Annotated in this window: 24 protein-coding genes, 3 pseudogenes and 1 riboswitch; of the genes and pseudogenes, 11 read left to right on the top strand and 16 right to left on the bottom strand. The window is 36.4% G+C overall.

Features of this window, described 5'->3' with window-relative positions; genetic code table 11:
* The first annotated feature begins 7 nt into the window (after nucleotides 1-7).
* Nucleotides 8-538 carry a hypothetical protein gene (locus NST98_RS14360; protein ID WP_340715385.1) on the top strand — a complete coding sequence of 177 codons (531 nt, stop codon included), beginning with the start codon at nucleotides 8-10 and terminating at the stop codon, nucleotides 536-538.
* Between the two features lie 253 nt (nucleotides 539-791).
* Nucleotides 792-2,127, top strand: a pseudogene (locus NST98_RS14355) (IS4 family transposase).
* A 212-nt stretch (nucleotides 2,128-2,339) separates the two neighbouring features.
* Here NST98_RS14355 and NST98_RS14350 read toward each other — a convergent pair.
* From NST98_RS14350 to NST98_RS14300, 11 genes and pseudogenes are all read right to left on the bottom strand, one after another.
* Complete coding sequence (locus NST98_RS14350) at nucleotides 2,340-4,487, bottom strand: heavy metal translocating P-type ATPase (protein WP_340715384.1); 2,148 nt, start codon at nucleotides 4,485-4,487, stop codon at nucleotides 2,340-2,342.
* Nucleotides 4,474-4,851, bottom strand: coding sequence for an ArsR/SmtB family transcription factor (locus NST98_RS14345; protein ID WP_096550173.1), 378 nt, complete (start codon nucleotides 4,849-4,851; stop codon nucleotides 4,474-4,476). The genes NST98_RS14350 and NST98_RS14345 overlap by 14 nt, the downstream gene beginning before the upstream one ends.
* A 154-nt stretch (nucleotides 4,852-5,005) precedes the next feature.
* Nucleotides 5,006-5,203, bottom strand: coding sequence for a hypothetical protein (locus tag NST98_RS14340; protein ID WP_340715383.1), 198 nt, complete (start codon nucleotides 5,201-5,203; stop codon nucleotides 5,006-5,008).
* Between the two features lie 84 nt (nucleotides 5,204-5,287).
* Nucleotides 5,288-5,416, bottom strand: a complete 129-nt coding sequence (locus NST98_RS14335) for a hypothetical protein (RefSeq protein WP_269471057.1) — start codon at nucleotides 5,414-5,416, stop codon at nucleotides 5,288-5,290.
* Between the two features lie 110 nt (nucleotides 5,417-5,526).
* A pseudogene (locus tag NST98_RS14330) lies at nucleotides 5,527-5,821 on the bottom strand (rhodanese-like domain-containing protein).
* Between the two features lie 15 nt (nucleotides 5,822-5,836).
* Complete coding sequence (locus tag NST98_RS14325) at nucleotides 5,837-6,178, bottom strand: rhodanese-like domain-containing protein (protein ID WP_168411896.1); 342 nt, start codon at nucleotides 6,176-6,178, stop codon at nucleotides 5,837-5,839.
* Between the two features lie 70 nt (nucleotides 6,179-6,248).
* A complete protein-coding gene (locus NST98_RS14320) occupies nucleotides 6,249-6,506 on the bottom strand; it encodes a metal-sensitive transcriptional regulator (RefSeq protein WP_016837692.1) in 258 nt (85 codons plus the stop codon).
* 313 nt (nucleotides 6,507-6,819) lie between these two features.
* Nucleotides 6,820-7,395: an RNA 2',3'-cyclic phosphodiesterase gene (gene thpR / locus NST98_RS14315; RefSeq protein WP_340715382.1), complete on the bottom strand. Its 576-nt coding sequence runs from the start codon at nucleotides 7,393-7,395 to the stop codon at nucleotides 6,820-6,822.
* A gap of 39 nt (nucleotides 7,396-7,434) precedes the next feature.
* On the bottom strand, nucleotides 7,435-7,752 hold the full coding sequence (locus NST98_RS14310) for a DMT family transporter (RefSeq protein WP_340715381.1): 318 nt from the start codon (nucleotides 7,750-7,752) through the stop codon (nucleotides 7,435-7,437).
* On the bottom strand, nucleotides 7,734-8,090 hold the full coding sequence (locus NST98_RS14305; RefSeq protein ID WP_340433418.1) for a DMT family transporter: 357 nt from the start codon (nucleotides 8,088-8,090) through the stop codon (nucleotides 7,734-7,736). Before NST98_RS14305 ends, NST98_RS14310 begins: the two co-directional genes overlap by 19 nt.
* 40 nt (nucleotides 8,091-8,130) lie before the next feature.
* A riboswitch (guanidine-I (ykkC/yxkD leader) is annotated at nucleotides 8,131-8,221 on the bottom strand.
* A gap of 59 nt (nucleotides 8,222-8,280) precedes the next feature.
* A complete protein-coding gene (locus tag NST98_RS14300; RefSeq protein ID WP_340715380.1) occupies nucleotides 8,281-9,972 on the bottom strand; it encodes an FAD-dependent oxidoreductase in 1,692 nt (563 codons plus the stop codon).
* 220 nt (nucleotides 9,973-10,192) lie between these two features.
* Between NST98_RS14300 and NST98_RS14295 the strand changes: the two genes are divergently transcribed.
* The 4 genes from NST98_RS14295 (at nucleotide 10,193) to NST98_RS14280 (ending at nucleotide 11,458) form a co-directional block, all read left to right on the top strand.
* Entirely contained in the window at nucleotides 10,193-10,321 is a 129-nt protein-coding gene (locus tag NST98_RS14295; protein ID WP_340715379.1) for a hypothetical protein, read from the top strand.
* A 1-nt stretch (nucleotide 10,322) separates the two neighbouring features.
* Nucleotides 10,323-10,535: a hypothetical protein gene (locus NST98_RS14290; protein WP_340715378.1), complete on the top strand. Its 213-nt coding sequence runs from the start codon at nucleotides 10,323-10,325 to the stop codon at nucleotides 10,533-10,535.
* 172 nt (nucleotides 10,536-10,707) lie between these two features.
* On the top strand, nucleotides 10,708-10,902 hold the full coding sequence (locus tag NST98_RS14285; RefSeq protein ID WP_340715377.1) for a hypothetical protein: 195 nt from the start codon (nucleotides 10,708-10,710) through the stop codon (nucleotides 10,900-10,902).
* Nucleotides 10,903-11,011: 109 nt separating this feature from the next.
* Nucleotides 11,012-11,458 carry a hypothetical protein gene (locus NST98_RS14280; protein ID WP_340715376.1) on the top strand — a complete coding sequence of 149 codons (447 nt, stop codon included), beginning with the start codon at nucleotides 11,012-11,014 and terminating at the stop codon, nucleotides 11,456-11,458.
* Nucleotides 11,459-11,513: 55 nt separating this feature from the next.
* Here NST98_RS14280 and NST98_RS14275 read toward each other — a convergent pair whose 3' ends face one another.
* From NST98_RS14275 to NST98_RS14255, 5 genes are all read right to left on the bottom strand, one after another.
* Complete coding sequence (locus NST98_RS14275) at nucleotides 11,514-11,657, bottom strand: hypothetical protein (RefSeq protein WP_340714449.1); 144 nt, start codon at nucleotides 11,655-11,657, stop codon at nucleotides 11,514-11,516.
* A 461-nt stretch (nucleotides 11,658-12,118) separates the two neighbouring features.
* On the bottom strand, nucleotides 12,119-13,006 hold the full coding sequence (locus NST98_RS14270) for a glycine betaine ABC transporter substrate-binding protein (RefSeq protein WP_340705486.1): 888 nt from the start codon (nucleotides 13,004-13,006) through the stop codon (nucleotides 12,119-12,121).
* Nucleotides 13,007-13,023: 17 nt separating this feature from the next.
* A complete protein-coding gene (locus tag NST98_RS14265; RefSeq protein WP_340704600.1) occupies nucleotides 13,024-13,875 on the bottom strand; it encodes an ABC transporter permease in 852 nt (283 codons plus the stop codon).
* Nucleotides 13,868-15,070: a quaternary amine ABC transporter ATP-binding protein gene (locus NST98_RS14260; RefSeq protein ID WP_340715375.1), complete on the bottom strand. Its 1,203-nt coding sequence runs from the start codon at nucleotides 15,068-15,070 to the stop codon at nucleotides 13,868-13,870. The genes NST98_RS14265 and NST98_RS14260 overlap by 8 nt, the downstream gene beginning before the upstream one ends.
* 174 nt (nucleotides 15,071-15,244) lie before the next feature.
* Nucleotides 15,245-15,880 (bottom strand): TrkA C-terminal domain-containing protein, encoded by a 636-nt coding sequence (locus NST98_RS14255; protein WP_016838373.1) that lies wholly within the window; start codon nucleotides 15,878-15,880, stop codon nucleotides 15,245-15,247.
* A gap of 153 nt (nucleotides 15,881-16,033) precedes the next feature.
* Here NST98_RS14255 and NST98_RS14250 point away from each other — a divergent pair, with 153 nt between their 5' ends.
* The 5 genes and pseudogenes from NST98_RS14250 to NST98_RS14230 all read left to right on the top strand — a co-directional run bounded on the left by NST98_RS14250 (nucleotide 16,034) and on the right by NST98_RS14230 (nucleotide 20,903).
* Complete coding sequence (locus tag NST98_RS14250) at nucleotides 16,034-16,798, top strand: MerR family transcriptional regulator (RefSeq protein ID WP_340715374.1); 765 nt, start codon at nucleotides 16,034-16,036, stop codon at nucleotides 16,796-16,798.
* Nucleotides 16,799-16,939: 141 nt separating this feature from the next.
* On the top strand, nucleotides 16,940-17,620 hold the full coding sequence (locus NST98_RS14245; protein WP_340715373.1) for a hypothetical protein: 681 nt from the start codon (nucleotides 16,940-16,942) through the stop codon (nucleotides 17,618-17,620).
* Nucleotides 17,621-17,707: 87 nt separating this feature from the next.
* Nucleotides 17,708-18,790: a type III polyketide synthase gene (locus tag NST98_RS14240; protein WP_340432562.1), complete on the top strand. Its 1,083-nt coding sequence runs from the start codon at nucleotides 17,708-17,710 to the stop codon at nucleotides 18,788-18,790.
* A gap of 1 nt (nucleotide 18,791) precedes the next feature.
* Nucleotides 18,792-19,340: an isoprenylcysteine carboxyl methyltransferase family protein gene (locus NST98_RS14235; protein WP_016838377.1), complete on the top strand. Its 549-nt coding sequence runs from the start codon at nucleotides 18,792-18,794 to the stop codon at nucleotides 19,338-19,340.
* 227 nt (nucleotides 19,341-19,567) lie between these two features.
* A pseudogene (locus tag NST98_RS14230) lies at nucleotides 19,568-20,903 on the top strand (IS4 family transposase).
* The last annotated feature ends 134 nt before the right edge of the window (nucleotides 20,904-21,037 follow it).

The raw sequence follows: 21,037 nt of genomic DNA, 5'->3' as shown, positions 1-21,037 counted from the left end.
CTATTGAATGCTTTTTTGGATCATTGCCGCTGAAATTGCTTTCTGGATTGTAATTATTGCAGGGCTTTTCACACGATATATATGGAAACGAAATAGACTCAGCATCTTCTTTTTCTTACTTACACCCGTTATAGATTTTGCATTGCTAGTACTTACTGCAATCGATTTGAAAAACGGAGCCACAGCAAGCTTTGCCCATGGTCTTGCTGCTATTTACATTGGAGTTTCGATTGCTTACGGAAAATCTATGATTGCCTGGGCAGACAGCAAATTCCAAAGTTGGATATTAAAGAAGCCTTTCAAGAAAAAAATATTATATGGCAAGGCTAAAGCTGTTTATGAAATGAAGATGTGGGGCCGCCATCTTTTAGCGTATATCATTGGATGTAGCCTCCTTGGCCTTATGATATGGTATGTTGGGGAAGAAATTGATCCACTTATGCGTGTTTTAAGTCTGTGGACAATTGTATTGATGATAGATTTTCTAATATGTTTTTCATACGTGATTTTTCCAAAAAGAGAGGAGAAAAAAGGATAATGATGTACGCACTTTGTTATACAAGGTGCGTTTTTTCATGGTTTGTTACTAGAAAATACTAGCGATTTTAAAATACTGGTAACTCAACTTTCGCAGAGTAATATCTTATTGCAACTCTTGATATGACTGTTTTATATCGTCTTTCATTATTTCTCTTGTTTTTTATTGATTTTATTTTTTTAAAAGAAAAAGACACCTATCTTTTGGTAAAATTATGGTGAACAAACCAAATACCAAAGAAGGTGTCACCATTATGATAACGAAAAAAGATACTTTTGCACAACTACCAAAAGAACTTGAACGAAGATTTTCTGAATTAAATATAGGCAAACATTTGAGAAAAGCGAGAATTACTAAGGGATTTGGTTATTCATGCTTATCTATTTTCCGATAAAAATTGGTTTCAAGCACTTCAAAGTAAGAAAGCCGTGGACTTACCTAAAAAAGATACGATCTACCGTTTTCTAAATTCATCTACTTATGCTTGGCGAACTTTTTTACTTTCCTTATGTCAAGATCTTACTGGACGTATAAAAAAGCTTACATCAAACAACAGAGTGAAGGTGTTTATTGTTGATGATTCACTCTTTTCACGCAACCGAAGCAAGTCTGTTGAACTTCTTTCACGAGTATTTGATCATACAGAGAAACGATTCTATAAGGGGTTTCAGTTGCTTACTCTTGGTTGGTCTGATGGATATTCTTTTCTACCTGTAGACTTTGCTTTATTGAGTTCAGCGAAAAAGGAAAATCAACTTAACGGGGTCGATGAATCCATTGATAAACGCACTTCCGGCTACAAGCGTCGTCTTGAAGCACAACAAGATAAGCCAAGCGTTGTCTCTGCTTTATTGGATCATGCCTTAAATGCAGGAATTACAGCTGATTATGTGTTAATGGATACTTGGTTTACGCATGAGCCTTTGATTGAAAAAATCACGGATAAAGGTTTATTTGTCATTGGTATGGTCAAGCAGCTAAAACAACGTTATTTCATAGATGGTGAAGCCCATACTCTGGATGAACTCTTTAAAAAAGCAAAGCGTACCATGGAAAAGAAAGACCTACTCGGTTCGATCCATGTTCATCTTGCAAAAGGACGACAAGTCAAGATTGTATTCGTGCGTAACCGCAATAAAAAGAGTGAATGGTTAGCCATTTTGAGTACAGATACCACACTTTCAGATGAAGAAATTGTGCGTATTTACGGGATGCGCTGGGACATCGAAACATTTTTCAAGTGTACCAAATCATTGCTTAACCTAGCAAAAGAATTTCAAGGTCGTTCGTATGATCTGTTGATTAGTCATACAACGATTGTGTTTACTCGCTTTATACTCTTAGAGTGGGAGCGTAGACAAAACAACGATCCTAAAACGATTGGAAATCTCTTTTTTCTATTATGTGAAGATGTAAAAGATATGAATCTAGAGAGTGCATTGAATCAATTATTAGCGATCTTCCAAACATTAGCAGAAGCTAATGTTTGTTTGAACATGGAATTATTTAAAAGTAAAGTACAAGAATGGATTGCGTCTTTACCCAATTACATCAAGGGATGTCTGACAATATCTGTGTGCGAAAGTTGAGCTGGTAAGTAATAAGAAAATATAGTTGTCATCTAGGTATTCGCACTAACTTTCATGTGCGATGTTTTTCCCTTTTGGAACTACATATCTTGACTTACCCGGGTTTTCCCCATTACTTGCAACTTTTTCGAAAACCGCTTTCCCAAATTCTTACCTATCCCCAATAAAAAAATTCCATCAGCAAAAATCAAATTATTGCTGATGGAATGACTTCATTCTCTAACTCTCAATAACCTCATACTATTTAATGTAACTAATAACGTTGCGCCCATATCTGAGAAAATGGCAATCCAGAGAGTTAACCATCCTGGAACGACAAGTAGCAACGCAAGAAGTTTCACCGCTAAAGCAAAGGCGATGTTTGTTTTAATAATAGCCAATGCTTTGCGACTTAATTTGATCGTAAAGGGTAGTTTGCTTAAATCATCGGACATAAACGCAACATCAGCAGTTTCAAGGGCTGTATCTGTTCCCGCACCACCCATAGCAATGCCAACTGTGGCGGCCGCTAAAGCGGGGGCATCGTTTACACCATCCCCTACCATCGCTACTTTACCATATTGTTTTCGCAACGTTTTCACAAACTCTAACTTGTCTTCAGGCATTAAATCCGCTTTTACTTCTAAAATTCCTGCTTCAATCCCTATGGCTTTTGCGGTTGCTTCATTATCCCCTGTCAATAACACCGTTTTTTCAATGCCGAACTCATGCAATTTTTCCAGCATTTCTTTGCTAGTTTCGCGAAGTTCGTCTCTAACGGCAAAGACCGCGAGAATTTTTTCTTTTGTTCCTAAAAACATCACCGTTTTGCCCTCATTTTGAAGTGTCGTCGCTTCTTTCTGAATAACTTCCATCAAACCACTTTGGAAAATCTCTAAAAATAAATTTGGACTTCCAATATAATACGTTTCTCCTCCAATGGTCGCTTGAATTCCCTTACCTGTGATGGATTTGAGTTGCTCCACTACCAATTCAGAATGATTCACTCCTGCCTCTTCCGCCTTTCTCACAATGGCCGATGCCAGCGGATGATTGGAGCTTTTTTCTAATGTATAAGCGATCTCCAGTACTTCTTTTTCGTTTGACCCTTCATCCATTACCTTCACATCTGTCACCACAGGTAATCCCTTCGTCAACGTACCGGTTTTATCAAAGGCGACAGCTTTCAATGAACCCATTTCTTCAAGATAAATACCGCCTTTGATGAGCACGCCCTTTTTCGCAGCAGAACCAATAGCCGAAACGATCGAAATTGGCGTTGAAATTACAAGGGCGCATGGACAACCAACAACTAATACTGCTAACCCCTGATAAATCCACTCTAGCCAAACTCCACCGAAAAATAATGGTGGAACAATCGCTACATGCAAAGCAATGATCATAATAATAGGCGTATAGTATTTTGCAAATCGGTCGATGAAGGCTTGTGCAGGAGCCCTTTCTTCTTGCGCTTCTTCAACTAATTCAATGATTTTCGATAAGGTTGTATCTTCTACATATTTTGTAATTCGAATTTCCAATAATCCTTCTTCATTGAGCGTCCCAGCGTAGACTTCATCTTTCTCTTTTTTCTCAACAGGAATCGATTCACCGGTAATTGCTGCTTCGTTTACAGTTGATGTCCCCTTCACCACAACGCCATCCATTGCAATCTTCTGGCCAGGTTTTACAATCATAATATCCCCAATCTTTATCTCTTCAACTGGAAGGATTAATTCTTCACCGCCTCGTCGAATCAAAGCTTCATTCGGAGCAAGTTCCATTAACGAACGAATGGATTTTCTCGCTTGATCCATTGAATATCGCTCTAAAGCTTCACTAATGGCAAACAAAATGACGACAATGGCACCTTCCGCCCATTCACCGATAATAGCCGCACCAATAATTGCAACTGTCATGAGCGTTCGCATATCAAAGTCGAGATGGATTAAATTATTTAACCCTACTTTAAACAGCGAATATCCTCCTATGATGATAGAAGAAATAAAGAGCAACACAGTAATGAGATTATCTTCCCCATTTACAAAGGTTGAAACATACCCGAGAACAATCAGTAACCCAGAGAATAATAACGTTTGATATTTTTCATAAAAGGGTACTGTCGATTCTTGCTGATCCTCTTTTTTAGTCGAGGATTTACGAATCACTTTATCCGGATATACTTTTAAATTTTCAAAGGCTCCTGCTCGTTCCAATTCTTCTACTGTCGCATGCCCAAATACGGTGATCTTAGATGCGCCAAAATTGACTTTTGCATCCTCCACTCCCGGCAATGCCTTCACATTCCGTTCAAATTTCCCCGCACAATTTGCGCATGAAAAGCCTTCTACACGATAAATTTGTTTCTCAACTTCTTTCAACTTTCGTCACCTCTTGTTGGTGCTTGAAAGCAATCTCTATGAGCTGCTTCACGCAATCATCATCGAGAGAATAATAAACAAGCTTTCCCTCTTTCCTATATTTTGCTAGCCCCAAATTGCGTAACAACCTTAAATGATGGGAAGCAGTTGCAGTGGAAGCATTGATAATATTAGCTACATCACACACGCATAACTCTTCTTCCACGGCTAATGCATATGCAATTTTTATGCGTGTTTCATCAGCAAGGGCTTTAAAAATCTTGGCCACTTCCAGCGTTTTTTGTTGAGCAAGTTGCTCCTGAACTCTCTTTACTTTTACCTCATCGATACAGGTAACTTCACAAACATCGTGTTCTTTTGGCATATCGTTCCCCACTATCATTCAAATACTTATTTGAATATTAGTATATGATGTAAAAGGTGAATATTCAAATATTTATTTGAATGTAATAAATAAAAAAATCCGTACATCTAGTAGAAGATGCACGGTTTGAATCGTATTTTCTGACAACACTTGCTTAATTCCATACAGCGACCATAGGTGAAATCATGATTAGTAATGCAAAACCTGCAATAAAAATAGGCTTTGTAGATGCTCGTTGATCCTTTATAAATGAAGCAATCGAATAAACGAGAGAAAATACAAAAACAAACGGCCAAACAAACCAAGTCCAATAAAATAATATAGCTATGCCATTTAAGACTTCTATCAACATTTCTCCATCCCCTATTCAAACTACATAAAATAATCAGTTAAATTTTACCACAAAATAAAGCTGTTCCTAAATAGTAGAACAGCTTTATTTTCTCGGAGGTACTCGAACATACCCTTTTTTCTTCATCTTTTTCATGGCAACTTCCGTAAAAACTTTTAATAATTTTCGTTCTCTTTTTGGCGTGTTTGATTTAGGTAAACCTGGAATTCTCATTGAAAACAACTCCTTTTGTATATCTTATTAAAAAAGATAGAAAGTATGCCTTTTCAACGAGAACCCTAATATTTATTTGAACCCTTCAAAATTAAATGATCCTCACACGACTACTCAACTTCACCTTCCCAAGCACTCATGCCACCAATCATTTGTAGCATTAAACCCATTTTTCTCTAAAATCGTTGTTGCTTGGGCACTGCGACCACCTGCTAAACAAACGACAATATACGGTTTATCTTTTGACAATTCATTCATGCGAATAGGAAGTAACCCTAATGGAATATTAACTGCTCCCGGAATATGCCCTCCGTGGTATTCCTCTATTTCACGAACATCCAGTATATTTAGTCGCTCTCCACCTTCTAAACGTTGTTGCACTTCTTTCGCACTAATTTCTTTCATGCATAAATCCTCCTTTTAATTTTTCCAAGCATTCATGCCTCCACGAACATTTGTGACACGTTCATAACCTAGCTTTTTTAATTGTTTGCAAGCTTGGCTACTTCTCATCCCGCTTTGACAAATGACAATGATTTCTTTATCCTTTGGAAGCTTTGTAAAATCTGAACCTAATGGCAAGTTTTGAAATTGCCGAATATGATTGGCTTTATATTCTGCAGGAGTTCGTACATCAATCAATACTTTGTCCTTGTCATTTAACATATTCTTCAATTCGTTTGTTGAAATAGTATTCACATTTACCGGCTTTAAGCGCCATGCAATGAACACAATGATGACTGCTAACACTATCCATTCCATATTTCTACCCCCTATACCCTTATAGGTATAATTTTTAAGCTAAATAAATAGCTGATTATACAGCTATCTTTTATCGGCTCTTTACGATTAAATTAATGGCTTCTTGTACTAATTCATCTACATCTTCTGATTTACTATTATTCATACATTCAATTAAATTTTCGCTTACAATAACGCCAATTGTTCGATCGACTGCAGAACGCACAGCGCTAAGTTGAGTTACAACATCTTTACAATCTTTTCCTTCTTCCATCATGCGCAGTATTCCGCGTATTTGCCCCTCAATACGTTTAATGCGATTTTTTGTTTTCGCATCATATTTTTTCAATTATGTATCCCTTCTTTCTTGACGCTTATTCTAATTTTAGTTTATACCCTCGTAGGTATAAAGTCAACTATAATAAAAGCGATTAAAGGAACGAATCGCTTTATTTCATCTATGAATCATGATTAATAATCCAGACATTATAATGGAAAACTGAACGGATTGCAGCGGTTCACGGTCATAAATAAAAAAATAAGCAATAGCAAATAAAAGTATTAAGTATACGAAAGCTTGTCTTAATTTCATAAGCAACCCCTTCATCTGTCTTACTACTATCCTATTAAGGAAGGGGTAAGCTTATGATACGGATTTTAATTTAACCGCCTGGAATTGCTAAAGGAAAGCTTACATACTCATGATATTTCGGCGTTCGATCTAAATGTGTTTCGTAAAGAACAATTTCCGTTACATTGAAAGAAAAGGTTTTTCCATCTTTCTCCTGAATTTGTAATAACGTTCCTTCTTCAAAAGCATCCTCACTCTTCCATTTTCTCGCTAACGTTATATGCGGACGGAAAGGTTTTTTATCCAATTGAAAACCCGTTTTTTCACATTCCCTATATACCGATTTTTGGATGGAATCGAGCTGTTCTGATGATTCCACATCTGCCCAAAAAATTCTAGGAGCCTTTTTCGGACCGAAAATCCCTAAAGAATTCAACGTCAAGGTGAAAGAAGATTCTTTTTCTAAGATTGGTTTTACCTTTTCCACGACTTCATTTAGCATCAATTTTTCAGCAAACCCTAAAAAAGCTAAGGTGATGTGGTAATCTCCCGGATGAACCCACCGAGTAAAAGGGAAATCTCCTTTTCTTTCTTGAATCCATTCATATAAGAAATCTTTTGCTTCTTTCGGTAATTTTACTGCAAAAAAATAATGATGCTTTGCCAATAAAATCCCCCGTTCCTAATTAACAATTCATTATAGTATTTACCCCTCTAATAATTTTAAACCAATAACAGCTAATAGAATGGTAAAAATACACACGATTCTTTTCCAATTACGTGATTCTTTGTAAAAGAGCATACCAACTAGGGTACCACCGACAACACCTATTCCTGTCCAAACTGCATAAGCTGTTCCCATTGGAATTGTTTGCATCGCAAATTGCAATAGAAACAAACTTCCAACAAAACTTGTACTAAATATCACAATCGGTTTCCAACTGCTACGAGCTGCATATTGATTCATCGCCGCAACAACTAACGTTTCCAATAATCCAGCTATAATTAACGCTCCCCATGCCATTCCTTATTCACATCCTTTTTCTCTTCATCTGTCACAAGTTTCAATCCGATCACACCTGCTAAAATGAGCAATATGAATAAAATTTTTAAAAGATGAAAAGGCTCGCTAAAAAATACAATTTCACTGATGACAGCCCCTATACTCCCTAATCCAACAAATACTGAATATACTGTTCCTGCAGGCAAATATTGAGATGCATTGATTAATAAATAATTGCTTAAGATGATGGCGATGATTGTTCCTAACCATTCAAGGAAAGTACCTGCATGAGCAAGACCAATAACCCAAAGCACTTCAAATAAAGCTGCGACATAGACTTTCATCCACTGTTTGTTCATATTCACTCCCCCAACAAAAAAAGCCTAAAGAGATAGATTTATCTCCCAGGCTTTTATCCTTCCGTGTACGCAAATGCGTCGTTTTCTCTCGGACCAGACCTACAAATAGCGGAACCCTAGAAAACTGTTTTTTTGTTTAATTTGATAATTATTGTGCCATATTGACAAGAAAGTTGCAAATCCGAACTGTTTATTTGAAATTGTAATCTGTTACGATTTTTTCTCTGCTAGTTGTCACATCTGTAAAGTATTCATATAAACAAATCCCTAAAAATGAACCGGAAACGTTATAAACATTTGTAAAGCCTAAGTGTTGTAAGATTTTTACTGCATTGTAGCTCCGTTGTCCTGAACGGCAATGGATATAAACTGGTTTATCGCGAGGAATTTCATCTACCCGCTCGCGCAATTCGCTCAATGGAATGTTAATAGCATTTACTAAATGGCCACTTTCAAATTCATGGTTTTCCCGAACATCAATAAATGTTGCTCCTTGTTCAACTAAGTTTCGCACTTTGGAAACGTGAACTTGCTTATAATCTGCATGTAAAATATTTAATCCGACAAGAGCAGCGATATTCACAACATCCCTAGCGGTGCTATACATTGGAGAATAGGTTAATTCGAGCTCTTTTAAATCTTCAAGGGTACCCCCCATCGTAATTAAAGCGGCAATCACATCAATTCGTTTGTCTGCATTTCCTTTTCCAATGGCTTGAGCACCAAGGATTCTACCTGTAGGTACTTCAAAAATGAGTTTAAAATGAAGCGGATTGCTGTTTGGCATGAGTCCCACTTTATCCTGTGCAATCACATAAACACTATCATATCTGATGTTAGCCTCTTTTGCTGCTCTTTCATTTAATCCCGTCACGGCACAATTTAAGTCAAAAATTTTGACGCTTGATGAACCAATAACTCCTTTATTATTCGTTTTTTGACCATATATATGGTCTGCTGCCGCTCTTGCCTGTCGCACAGCTGGTCCTGCTAAAGCAAGTCTTGTTGGTTTGTGGGTTAAGCGGTGGTACACTTCGATGGCATCTCCTACCGCATAAATGGATGGATCAGACGTTTGATAGTTGGCATTGACTTTAATGCCGCCCAACTCGCCAATTTCAAGTCCAGCTTCTTTCGCAAGAGTGATTTCAGGCTTTACCCCAATTGCCAGCACAACCGCTTGGGCTTCCACTTGTTTTCCTGAATTAAGTTCAATTGCATTTTCCGTTATTTTCTTCAGTCCATCTCCCACAATTAATTGAATACCATGGTCGAGCATTTCTTTATGCAGAATCTGCACCATATCTTCATCAAACGGTGCCATAATTTGCGGGGAGTACTCAACCAATGTGACTTCTTTTCCAGCTTCTCTCAAGTTTTCTGCCACTTCTACTCCTATGAATCCACCGCCAATGACAGCAATTCTTTCTACATTCGACTGATTCACATATTGATGTAATCGTTCAATATCGGCTACATTTCTTACAGTAAATACATGAGGCAGGTTCACCCCTTCAAAAGGAGGCACAACAGGATTTGCCCCCGGTGAAAGAATGAGAACATCATAACTTTCCTTATACACTTCATTTGTTTCTAAATTTTTTATTTCCACTGTCTTTTCTTCCCGATGAATTCGAATGACTTCTTGATTCACGCGAGCTTCAATATTGTATTTCGATTTAAAGCTTTCCGGTGTCATCAACACTAATTTTCCCTTAGTTTCAACAATACCGCCTAAATAATACGGCAATGAACAATTGGAAAAAGACACGTGTGGGCCTTTCTCAAACATAATAATTTCCGCTTTCTCATCCAAACGACGAATCCTTGCAGCGGCTGTTGCCCCACCAGCTACGCCTCCTACAATCAATACTTTCTTCATATCAAGCACTCCTTTATACCATAAATGGTATTTTGTTTCATCACCTAAACCTCATTGCATCAACAATAATTTTTCAAGTAGAACTAATGTAATTACAATATATACCCCTATAGGTATTTTGTCAACAAAGCTTTTCTTGGATAATGAATGTAAGATGCAGTATTGTTAACATTAACGGAACTTCCTTGAAAGAGGGGTTAAATGTCAAAAGAGGAAAAAGATGAGTTCGATCCTATTAGTGAAGAAGAATTTCTTGAACTCGTATTTAGAAGCACAAGAGGAAGCGTTAGAAAAAGAGCGGGAAGCCAAGCTAAAAGGAATCACAGAACCGAAAAAAAACGCCTCGTAAAGTGAAGTTCGTTGCTTGGATTATGGCGATTATGCTCACCTTTAGCGCCTTTGCCGTAATGTTTGAAATTTACTCCATCTTCGCACTCGAATTTCTAAAAACATCTGCAAAGCTATCCTCTCAAGAGGACATTCAATCTTACAAAAAAGCGGTTGTTCCAATCACGACGGAAGATGGAAAAGGCACAGGTTTTTGCATTTCTAAAATAGCTTGATTGTTACAAACGAGCATGTAGCGACGCTCTACTTACCAATATTCATCTAATCGAGTAACTTTTTGGCTACTCCTTAATAAAAAATCATACATATCGAAATTGATAATTACGAACAGTATAGACAACTGTCGAAAATAACGCTTATTACCCTGCACACAATTGATCAATCGGAATGGATGGACAGCAAATTTTTGATATTCGTTCCTATGATAAACATTTATCCCAAATTCATATGCAAGATATTCAAGGTGTTATGCGAATTCTAAAGCTAAAAGAAAAATATCAACTTAGCCACTCACTAATTCCAAATGTCAACATAGAAGAATTAAACAAAGAAATTCATACTATTCTTGACAAGAATAATTAATATTTTCATCTAATTTGTAAATAATAAAGTTAAAACAAAGCTACTATCATTTAGAACATGTTTCCTCTTAGGAAATCTGGAAAAGACGGAGGTTTTCACTGTGGAGATTATGGACTATAATGCAATTCCAGCATATCTTGAATCAACCGAACTAACTTTTGAATTAGAAAGTGTTGGAATATATGAAAACATTATGTTCCCAGTATCAGCGAAAGAAATTTCTCCTCAAGTAGAAGTTCAATATAATTTAGAAATAGAAAAGAATACTCAAAAAAGTGTTGATGAGGGGCATTCGCCGTGGAGACTTGATGCTATTGCAACCACACAAGTGTTTGTAAGTCTTCAAATCTCACCAAGCGGTATTGAAGGGGAATACCCTATTGAACTGGAGAATTTAAAATTGCTTCATAGCGATAACGAACTAGCAATCGTTGAAGTGAATGATTCAGATACAAACATTCAAACAGTATACTTAAAAAGGCTTATTCGACAAGATGAAACAGGCATTTGGACGGTTATAGGATACGATGTAAAAGAATCGAGTAGGAGGGAGTGATTAGCTCCCGTCCTCTCACACCACCGTACGTACGGTTCCGTATACGGCGGTTCAATTAAGATGATTGACGCAAGTTTTCATAACTTCCGTGAATAGCTGTTCTCTTTATGCCAGTGGTCACTCCACCCTCCAAGAGGACTCCCACGGGATTCACCGCTTCCTTCCTCAAGTGAGGTACTATGTTTTCTGTGTTCATCATGACTCACTGAATGCCAAGGGCTATTCTCTCTTAATTGTTCGGTCCTTCTTAGTAGTTCTAAACCAACTAATACTATGACCTCTGCTGACTTCTGACGGTTCAGCTACTTATCACTAAGTAGGTTATGAAGCGAACTTCACCTATCCGCCAGACCTCCCCGGGTAAGTACATGCACTTTCACACCATCTATCCGCCTCATTTACTCGATATGACCTTCGACAGAAAGAGCTTTGTTTTGTTTCGCAAACTCACTCAATCATACCTAGCCTTATATGAGGTTCGTGTTCCTCGGACCGGTGTTTTGCCTCCAGCTTCCTTCAGATTCCGCGTCACCACGGACACCCTTGCTCTTGGCTAACCTCTACTTCTGTCTTCGGGGTTCGGGACTTACACCCTATAGTTCATGTACATGCCGGGCGCACAAAATAAAGGTGATGCGTTAATCGCATCACCTTACTTCATTATTCGATTCCTTCTGTCCATTTAGCTACTTTTTCGGCATTTTCTTCAATCCATTTGCTCGCAGCATCTGCTGGACTCATACCATTACTGATATCAAGCATTACTGATTCCATATCTGCCGTTGTCCAGTGGAAATTATCTAACACTTTAAATGCATCTGGCATTTCATCTTCTAACCCTTTTCTTACAAATGTGTTAATTTTTTCTTCCCCACCAAATACTCCTTTTGGATCTTCTAAATACTTCAATTCGTATTTCGCAAATTTCCAGTGAGGAGTCCATCCAGTGACAACAATTTCTTCTTTATTTTTAATTGCTTCTCCTAAAGCAACCGCCATCGCCCCTGAAGAAGATGGTACTAATTCCCAATCGGCTAAATTTTCATATTCTTTTAGGGCTCTTTCCGTTGCTTGCATTACACCGGCACCTGATTCAATGCCTGTTATTTGCATATTAGCGTGTTTATTCAAATCCTCAATGGAGTCTACATTTTCCATGTATTCAGGTACAACTAATCCAATTTTTGCACCTGATAAGTTTTCACCTAAGTCAACAATATCATCCTTATATGCTTCATATTGTTCACCATGAGTAACTGGTAACCACGCCGCTACTGATGCGTCTGCTTCTCCATTTGCAACAGCTTCCCACATAATGGCATTATCTAGTGGTGTTAATGTTACATCATAACCTAAATCTTCTAACACCTTTCCAATGACATGAGTTGATGCTATTTCAGAATCCCATTCAACATACGCTAAATTGATTTCTTTATCCTCTTCCTTATTTGAATTGTCAACATCATTAGAAGAGCCATTTCCACACGCAGCTAAAGCTGCACTCATACCTAAAGCTAATCCAATCATCTTAAATTTTTTAAAATTCATCATATACTTCCTTCCTATTAATATTTCTTTTTATTTAAACTTTGTGTTAAGCGATCAATGATAATGGCAAAGATAACTAAACTGATACCTGCAACGAATCCATTTCCTACTTGAGCTCTTTGTAGTGCCGACAATACATCCCGACCTAATCCAGGTGCACCAATCATCGATGCAATGACGACCATTGATAATGATAAAAGCACTGTTTGGTTAATGCCTGCCATAATTGTTGATTTGGCTAATGGAAGCTCTAATTTATACAGTTTTTGCCAACCTGTACTTCCATAGGAATCCGCAGCTTCCACCAACTCTTTCGGCACTTGTCTTATACCTAAATTCGTAAATCTTACCGTAGGCGGCAATGCGAAAATGACCGATGCAAAAACACCCGGTACGACACCAATACCAAAAAAGGCTACGGCAGGTATTAAATATACAAATCCCGGCATTGTTTGCATGAAGTCCAAAATCGGCTTAATGATATTCTCCGCAACATTACTTTTTGACATTAAAATTCCGATTGGTATACCAATAATGATTGCAATGATACTTGAAAACACCACTAACGTGACGGTATTCATGAGTTCTTTCCAAAGATCTTGATTGTAAATAAACGTTAATCCAACAATCGTAAATACCGCTAATCCGAATTTCCTTTTTGTGGCAAAGAAGGCGATGATAGCGACAATGAGGATGAATAAAATAGGTGGAATAAGCAGCAATAAATCCGTAAAGGATTCCATCGAATTTTTTCCCCATTTTTGAATAAAGGAAAACATTGAGGCAAAATTGTCTGTTAATAAATCCATGAACATTTCAACCCAATCAGCAACTGGAAGTGTAGGAATAAAGTCGAGCATTTTATTCATCATCAACACCTCCATTACCGTTAGATGAAGAGAGTGTCTCAATCACTACTCCTCTTATTAACACGCCAAGTAATTTTCCGTTTTCCACGACGGCAATCGGTGTAGGTGAATCGGACATCGGCCCTAACACGTCTTGAATTAACGTATCTGGTGGTACCGTCTGCATATCATTTCTTAATATTCCATGGAGATGCCTTTCACCACGCTTAGATGCTTCAAGGGCATCGTTAGCAGTAATATATCCTTTAAAGTTTCTTTGTTTATCAACCGCTAAGATGACGCTCACTTTTTCTTCTCTCATCAACTGTAAAGCAACTTTTGGTCCATCTGCTTCAACGTTAATGGACACTGGACGTATCATTGCGTTTTCGACAGTTAATACTTTCGAACGGTCAACATCTTCAGTAAAGGTACGAACATAATCGTTCGCTGGATTTGTTAATATTTCTTCTCCTGTTCCGATTTGAATAATTTCACCATCTTTCATTAACGCAATGCGATCCCCTATGCGAAGGGCTTCATTTAAATCATGAGTAATAAATACAATTGTCTTCTTCATTCTTTGTTGTAAATCTAATAATTCATCTTGCATTTCTTTCCGAATGAGTGGATCGAGCGCAGAAAAAGCTTCATCCATTAGTAAAATATCCGGATCATTAGCAAGTGCTCTTGCAAGACCAACCCGTTGTTGCATTCCGCCTGATAATTGGCTTGGATACTGGTCTTTATAAGGCAACAGTCCAGCATTGTCTAAAGCCTTTTCTGCTTTCAATCGCCTTTCCTCTTTTGGAACTCCCTTAATTTCGAGACCATATTCTGTATTTTGCAAAATTGTTCGATGAGGAAATAATCCAAAGTTTTGGAAAACCATGCTCATTTTATCTCTTCGAATTTTTCTTAATTCCTTTTTATTTAATTTGGAGATATTTTGTCCGTCGATGTATATGTTTCCGTTAGTGGGATCTATTAATCGATTTAATAGACGGATTAATGTCGATTTTCCGCTGCCCGAAAGACCCATGATTACAAAAATTTCTCCTTCGTTTACTGTGAAATTCGCATCGTAAACCCCTATTGTTGCACCGGTTTCTTTGAGAATTTCTGTTTTGCTTTTTTTCTGTTCCACGAGTTTCATCGCAGCATTTATATGTTTACCGAAAATTTTCGTCACATGTTCAACTTTAATTTTTTCCATCTCATACTCCTTTCCACCATTTTTATCTATTTAAAAATGAATAGAATGTTACAAAAGTGACAACTCAATATTAACAACAAGTTGTTACTTTTGTCAAATTGCTAATCTCGGAAACTACAAAAATATAAATAAGAAAGGCTTACAAAAGCTCAATTTTGCTTCTGTAAGCCTTTTTTAATTAGGAAATAGAAATTTTTGTACTCTTTCTAGACATTCATCGTTTCCAATAAAATAGATGACATCGTTCAGTTCAATTGTGGTATATGGTCCAGGTGATATGATTAGTTCTTCCCCACGACGTATACCTACAATCGTTGCCATTGTATGATGCCAAAAATTTATTTCGCCAATCGTTTTAGATAAGTATGGGGAATTCTTTATTACTTCTAAATGAAATGGAACAAAAGGATTAATTGAACGAAAGCGCTCTGTTCGGCTGACTAATCTTTCTGCAGTCTCTTTTAGTTGATCCAGTTCCTTTTTTTGTCGGTCAATGCTCTCTAACATTTCCAATTGTATTTGATGAATGGATTGAACATCTAAAAACTGCTTTATATAATTTGCCGCTTTTTCATAAGACTTAATAACAACACCGCTCCCTTTCGTAGCTTCCACAATTTCTAAGTCTTGTAGAACGGCAATAGCTCTCCTTGCAGTTTCAGCTGAGACCCCATACTGACTTGCCAATGAAGATCTTGCATATATTTTTTCACCTATTAAATATTTTCCCTCAACAATTTTTGACGCTATGTCGGCAGCAATTTTTTGATATTTTGGTTGCTTTACAATCTTTAATTCTTTATCTCCCATCTATTGCATCAACCTTTCATTCCGTTACTACAAAGTTAAATATAATCGATGTCTATATCAGTAGCCAGTTTTTTCTCTAAAAAATATTTTCATTTGTATATTGACCTTCACGTTACGTTAACCTTTATGATGAAGTTGGCAGGAGGGATTTCAATGGAGTACACAATTAGTCAATTAGCAAAATTAGCAGGCATCAGTACAAGAACATTGCGGTATTACGATGAAATTAATTTATTAAAACCAAAACGAATCAACAGCTCTGGCTATCGGATTTATGGTCAAGAAGAAGTGAATCGATTGCAACAAATTCTATTTTTCCGGGAATTAGACGTCAACATTGAAACAATTATTTCTATCATGAATGATCCAAATTACGATTCGATAAAAGCATTGGAAGATCATTTAATACAGCTTAGAAATAAGAGATCCCGCCTAGACCGATTAATTGAATCCGTAAAAAAAACGATTGCCCATGAGAAAGGAGAAATGATGATGAGCAATGAAGAAAAATTTGAAGCTTTTAAGGAAAAGCTGATAGAAGAAAATGAACAAAAATATGGTGAGGAAATTCGCCAAAAATATGGTGAGAATGTCGTCAGCAAGTCCAACGAAAAATTCCGCAACATGTCGAAAGAAGACTACGAAAGATTTGTGCAACTTGGAGACGAAATACTTGAACTACTAGCAAAAGCTTATGAAACTGGAGATCCTACATCACCCCTTGCACAAGAGCTTGCTGCGAAACATAAACAGTGGCTCACTTTCACTTGGCCATCTTATTCAAAAGAAGCTCACCGGGGACTTGCAGAAATGTATGTCTCTGATGAACGCTTTAAAGCTTATTATGACCAAAAAGTTACGGGGCGTACAGAATTTTTGAAAGATGCCATTATTCATTACCTTGAAAACAATTCATAACAGATATTGTGAAAAGTCGCTCTGAAACTTATCGGGCGACTTTTTCCACTTTTTATAAGTATTGAATGATTCCTAAAAAACGGGAAATAATAGCTGAAGAAACAATCGGTCACTAACTGCTCATAAAGGATATTTGCCCTAATGATGCAAAAAAATGAGAAAAAGCTAACAAAAGTTAAATACAACCACGATAACCGAGAATACATAATTTTAAATAAATGTCCGCACTGCAATTTAGATATACATCCTACGGTTGAAAATATCTATCGATTTGAAAATAAAAGTTTTGAAATTCATATTTTGTCATTAACTTGCCCTTCCTGCCGCAAAGACTATTTTGTTGTTAATAATTGTGGAGAACTAAACAATAAACAAGAGCGATACTTGTTAACGATACCGGGTCATACATTTCAAGATGTATCTCTCATTCAAAATACATCGAAGAAATTTCAAAATTTATATACCCAATCCACCCATGCAGAATTGCAAGGAAATGATGATATCGCCTTTTTTGGATATATTAAATCTCTTGAAGTACTTGTGAAAGATATCGCAATGATCGAACACCCTGATTCTGAAGATATGGTGCTATTCAGCAGCCTTATTCAATGTTTAGAAAAATTCCACTCAACTAATATTCATTTATTCTCAAAAAAATTGTTGGAAGTATTAAAAAATGACTATTTGCATTATCAAAAGGGGCCGGAGTTTTCCTCATATACAGAACTCGTTAAAGACTGCATCGATTACTTCTTATTGTATTTAGAGTTATTGCAAAAAACTTTTTCATTAAATGATAAACGCACAGAAAAAGAAGCTTGAAAATAGGAAATTGTTCTTATCCACTATTTGCATACTCGTTCATCCACTTGGAAATACTAGAAATAAAATTAATAAAGGAAGATATAAATGCCAAAAATTGTATCTGTCAGTACTTATAAACCTCCCTACACATTACATCAACATGAAATAGAACAATTTACAAAGGCATTATTTCAAAATAAAATTCCGCAATTAGAGCGGCTATTAAAAGTGTTTGAAAATGGGGAAATAAAAACGCGGCATTTTTGCGTACCGTTAGAATGGCATAAAGAAGATCATACTTTTGAAGAACGCAATCAATTATATATTCAATTGTCAGTGGATTATAGTGTAAAAGCTATTCAAAGTTGTCTACAAAACGAACTATATTTAAAAAGACCAATTTCGACAGAAGAAATTGATGCCATCTTCTTTGTATCTAGCACAGGCATATCAACTCCCAGCATTGATGCTCGAATCATGAATAAATTGAAATTTTCAGATCGGATCAAACGTTTACCTATTTGGGGGCTTGGTTGCGTTGGAGGAGCATCTGGAATTAGTAGAGCCTACGATTATTGTCTTGCCCATCCAAAGGAAAAAGTGCTTGTTATCTGTGTGGAATTATGCAGCCTCACTTTCCAACGAAATGACTTTTCAAAAAGTAATTTAATTGGCGCATCACTTTTTGCTGATGGTGTTGCTTGCGCCTTAATTTGTGGTGATGAAGCGAAAGTAGAAAATCGAAAAACAGTACCATATATCATTCAAACAGCTTCAAAATGGATGCCTAACTCGGAAAATGTGATGGGTTGGGACGTTAGAAACGATGGGTTTCATGTCATCTTTTCAAAAAGTATACCGACAATTATTTCTAATTGGCTAGGGCCATTCATCCATTCATTTTTCAAAGAGGCAGGCATTTCATTAAATGATCTTGAACATTTCATCGCCCATCCTGGTGGGAAAAAAGTGTTATTAGCTTACGAAGAAGCACTGAATTTAAGCGACAAACATACAGCTATTTCTCGAAAAATTCTTCAACAAAACGGCAATATGTCATCGCCGACGGTACTATACGTTTTAGATGAATATATGAAAACCATCGAGAAAGATGAATCATATGGATTAATAGTAGCTCTTGGACCTGGATTTAGTGGAGAAGCAGTATTGCTGCAATGGAGGGATTAATATGCTAATTTTTATGATTGTAACAACAATCGTCATTTTACAAAGAATTTTTGAATTGTTTATTGCAAAACGAAACGAGAGACAAATGTTGCAACTTGGGGCTTATGAAGTAGGGGCCTCACATTATCCCTTCATGATATTGTTACATGTAAGTTTCTTCATCAGTTTAATTGTAGAAGTCATTGTATTTGAACGTACAATATCCCCACTTTTTCTACCTTTATTTATTATTTTTCTACTCGTACAATCTTTAAGAATATGGTGCTTATCTTCATTAGGTATGTATTGGAATACGAAAATTATTGTGTTGCCAGGAGCTCAAATTGTTAAAAAGGGACCATATGCTTTTCTTAAACATCCAAATTATTTCGTTGTTTGTTGTGAAATTATTATATTGCCAATTATGTTTCAAGCTTATTTTACTGCCATTGTATTTACCTTGTTAAACTTCATTATGTTATCGATTCGAATACCAATTGAAGAAAAAGCATTAATGGAAGCGACAAATTATGAATATGTATTTAATAAAAAAATTCAGCACCATAGCTGAATTTTTTCCATTTTCATCAACATAATTTTTATTTTCGTAAACATAATAATAAAAAACTCAACTTTCGCAGAGTAATATCTTATTGCAACTCTTGATATGACTGTTTTATATCGTCTTTCATTATTTCTCTTGTTTTTTATTGATTTTATTTTTTTAAAAGAAAAAGACACCTATCTTTTGGTAAAATTATGGTGAACAAACCAAATACCAAAGAAGGTGTCACCATTATGATAACGAAAAAAGATACTTTTGCACAACTACCAAAAGAACTTGAACGAAGATTTTCTGAATTAAATATAGGCAAACATTTGAGAAAAGCGAGAATTACTAAGGGATTTGGTTATTCATGCTTATCTATTTTCCGATAAAAATTGGTTTCAAGCACTTCAAAGTAAGAAAGCCGTGGACTTACCTAAAAAAGATACGATCTACCGTTTTCTAAATTCATCTACTTATGCTTGGCGAACTTTTTTACTTTCCTTATGTCAAGATCTTACTGGACGTATAAAAAAGCTTACATCAAACAACAGAGTGAAGGTGTTTATTGTTGATGATTCACTCTTTTCACGCAACCGAAGCAAGTCTGTTGAACTTCTTTCACGAGTATTTGATCATACAGAGAAACGATTCTATAAGGGGTTTCAGTTGCTTACTCTTGGTTGGTCTGATGGATATTCTTTTCTACCTGTAGACTTTGCTTTATTGAGTTCAGCGAAAAAGGAAAATCAACTTAACGGGGTCGATGAATCCATTGATAAACGCACTTCCGGCTACAAGCGTCGTCTTGAAGCACAACAAGATAAGCCAAGCGTTGTCTCTGCTTTATTGGATCATGCCTTAAATGCAGGAATTACAGCTGATTATGTGTTAATGGATACTTGGTTTACGCATGAGCCTTTGATTGAAAAAATCACGGATAAAGGTTTATTTGTCATTGGTATGGTCAAGCAGCTAAAACAACGTTATTTCATAGATGGTGAAGCCCATACTCTGGATGAACTCTTTAAAAAAGCAAAGCGTACCATGGAAAAGAAAGACCTACTCGGTTCGATCCATGTTCATCTTGCAAAAGGACGACAAGTCAAGATTGTATTCGTGCGTAACCGCAATAAAAAGAGTGAATGGTTAGCCATTTTGAGTACAGATACCACACTTTCAGATGAAGAAATTGTGCGTATTTACGGGATGCGCTGGGACATCGAAACATTTTTCAAGTGTACCAAATCATTGCTTAACCTAGCAAAAGAATTTCAAGGTCGTTCGTATGATCTGTTGATTAGTCATACAACGATTGTGTTTACTCGCTTTATACTCTTAGAGTGGGAGCGTAGACAAAACAACGATCCTAAAACGATTGGAAATCTCTTTTTTCTATTATGTGAAGATGTAAAAGATATGAATCTAGAGAGTGCATTGAATCAATTATTAGCGATCTTCCAAACATTAGCAGAAGCTAATGTTTGTTTGAACATGGAATTATTTAAAAGTAAAGTACAAGAATGGATTGCGTCTTTACCCAATTACATCAAGAGATGTCTGACAATATCTGTGTGCGAAAGTTGAGTAAAAAATCTTTGTTTTAACTTTTCGTTATCAATTTCTAATAACAAATAGCAAAATAATATTAGAAATTATAATAGATAAAGCGTATAATTCAAATTGACGGCAAATTCAAAAAAAGTCAACACTTTTGTAAA

Origin of the sequence: Ureibacillus sp. FSL W8-0352, from assembly GCF_038004345.1 — a bacterium.
GTDB classification, from domain to species: Bacteria; Bacillota; Bacilli; order Bacillales_A; family Planococcaceae; genus Ureibacillus; species Ureibacillus thermosphaericus.
The sequence above is the reverse complement of the archived record's forward strand: the minus strand, read 5'-3'. Positions and strand labels throughout refer to the sequence as shown.

Coding starts and splice junctions, on each gene's coding strand:
- NST98_RS14360 (WP_340715385.1), top strand. CDS start 8: ATGCTTTTTTGGATCATTGCCGCTGAAATTGCTTTCTGGATTGTAATT.
- NST98_RS14345 (WP_096550173.1), bottom strand. CDS start 4,851: ATGCCAAAAGAACACGATGTTTGTGAAGTTACCTGTATCGATGAGGTA.
- NST98_RS14340 (WP_340715383.1), bottom strand. CDS start 5,203: ATGTTGATAGAAGTCTTAAATGGCATAGCTATATTATTTTATTGGACT.
- NST98_RS14335 (WP_269471057.1), bottom strand. CDS start 5,416: ATGAGAATTCCAGGTTTACCTAAATCAAACACGCCAAAAAGAGAACGA.
- NST98_RS14325 (WP_168411896.1), bottom strand. CDS start 6,178: ATGGAATGGATAGTGTTAGCAGTCATCATTGTGTTCATTGCATGGCGC.
- NST98_RS14310 (WP_340715381.1), bottom strand. CDS start 7,752: ATGGCATGGGGAGCGTTAATTATAGCTGGATTATTGGAAACGTTAGTT.
- NST98_RS14305 (WP_340433418.1), bottom strand. CDS start 8,090: ATGAACAAACAGTGGATGAAAGTCTATGTCGCAGCTTTATTTGAAGTG.
- NST98_RS14300 (WP_340715380.1), bottom strand. CDS start 9,972: ATGAAGAAAGTATTGATTGTAGGAGGCGTAGCTGGTGGGGCAACAGCC.
- NST98_RS14295 (WP_340715379.1), top strand. CDS start 10,193: ATGAGTTCGATCCTATTAGTGAAGAAGAATTTCTTGAACTCGTATTTA.
- NST98_RS14285 (WP_340715377.1), top strand. CDS start 10,708: ATGGATGGACAGCAAATTTTTGATATTCGTTCCTATGATAAACATTTA.
- NST98_RS14280 (WP_340715376.1), top strand. CDS start 11,012: ATGGACTATAATGCAATTCCAGCATATCTTGAATCAACCGAACTAACT.
- NST98_RS14275 (WP_340714449.1), bottom strand. CDS start 11,657: ATGATGAACACAGAAAACATAGTACCTCACTTGAGGAAGGAAGCGGTG.
- NST98_RS14270 (WP_340705486.1), bottom strand. CDS start 13,006: ATGAATTTTAAAAAATTTAAGATGATTGGATTAGCTTTAGGTATGAGT.
- NST98_RS14265 (WP_340704600.1), bottom strand. CDS start 13,875: ATGAATAAAATGCTCGACTTTATTCCTACACTTCCAGTTGCTGATTGG.
- NST98_RS14260 (WP_340715375.1), bottom strand. CDS start 15,070: ATGGAAAAAATTAAAGTTGAACATGTGACGAAAATTTTCGGTAAACAT.
- NST98_RS14255 (WP_016838373.1), bottom strand. CDS start 15,880: ATGGGAGATAAAGAATTAAAGATTGTAAAGCAACCAAAATATCAAAAA.
- NST98_RS14250 (WP_340715374.1), top strand. CDS start 16,034: ATGGAGTACACAATTAGTCAATTAGCAAAATTAGCAGGCATCAGTACA.
- NST98_RS14245 (WP_340715373.1), top strand. CDS start 16,940: ATGATGCAAAAAAATGAGAAAAAGCTAACAAAAGTTAAATACAACCAC.
- NST98_RS14240 (WP_340432562.1), top strand. CDS start 17,708: ATGCCAAAAATTGTATCTGTCAGTACTTATAAACCTCCCTACACATTA.
- NST98_RS14235 (WP_016838377.1), top strand. CDS start 18,792: ATGCTAATTTTTATGATTGTAACAACAATCGTCATTTTACAAAGAATT.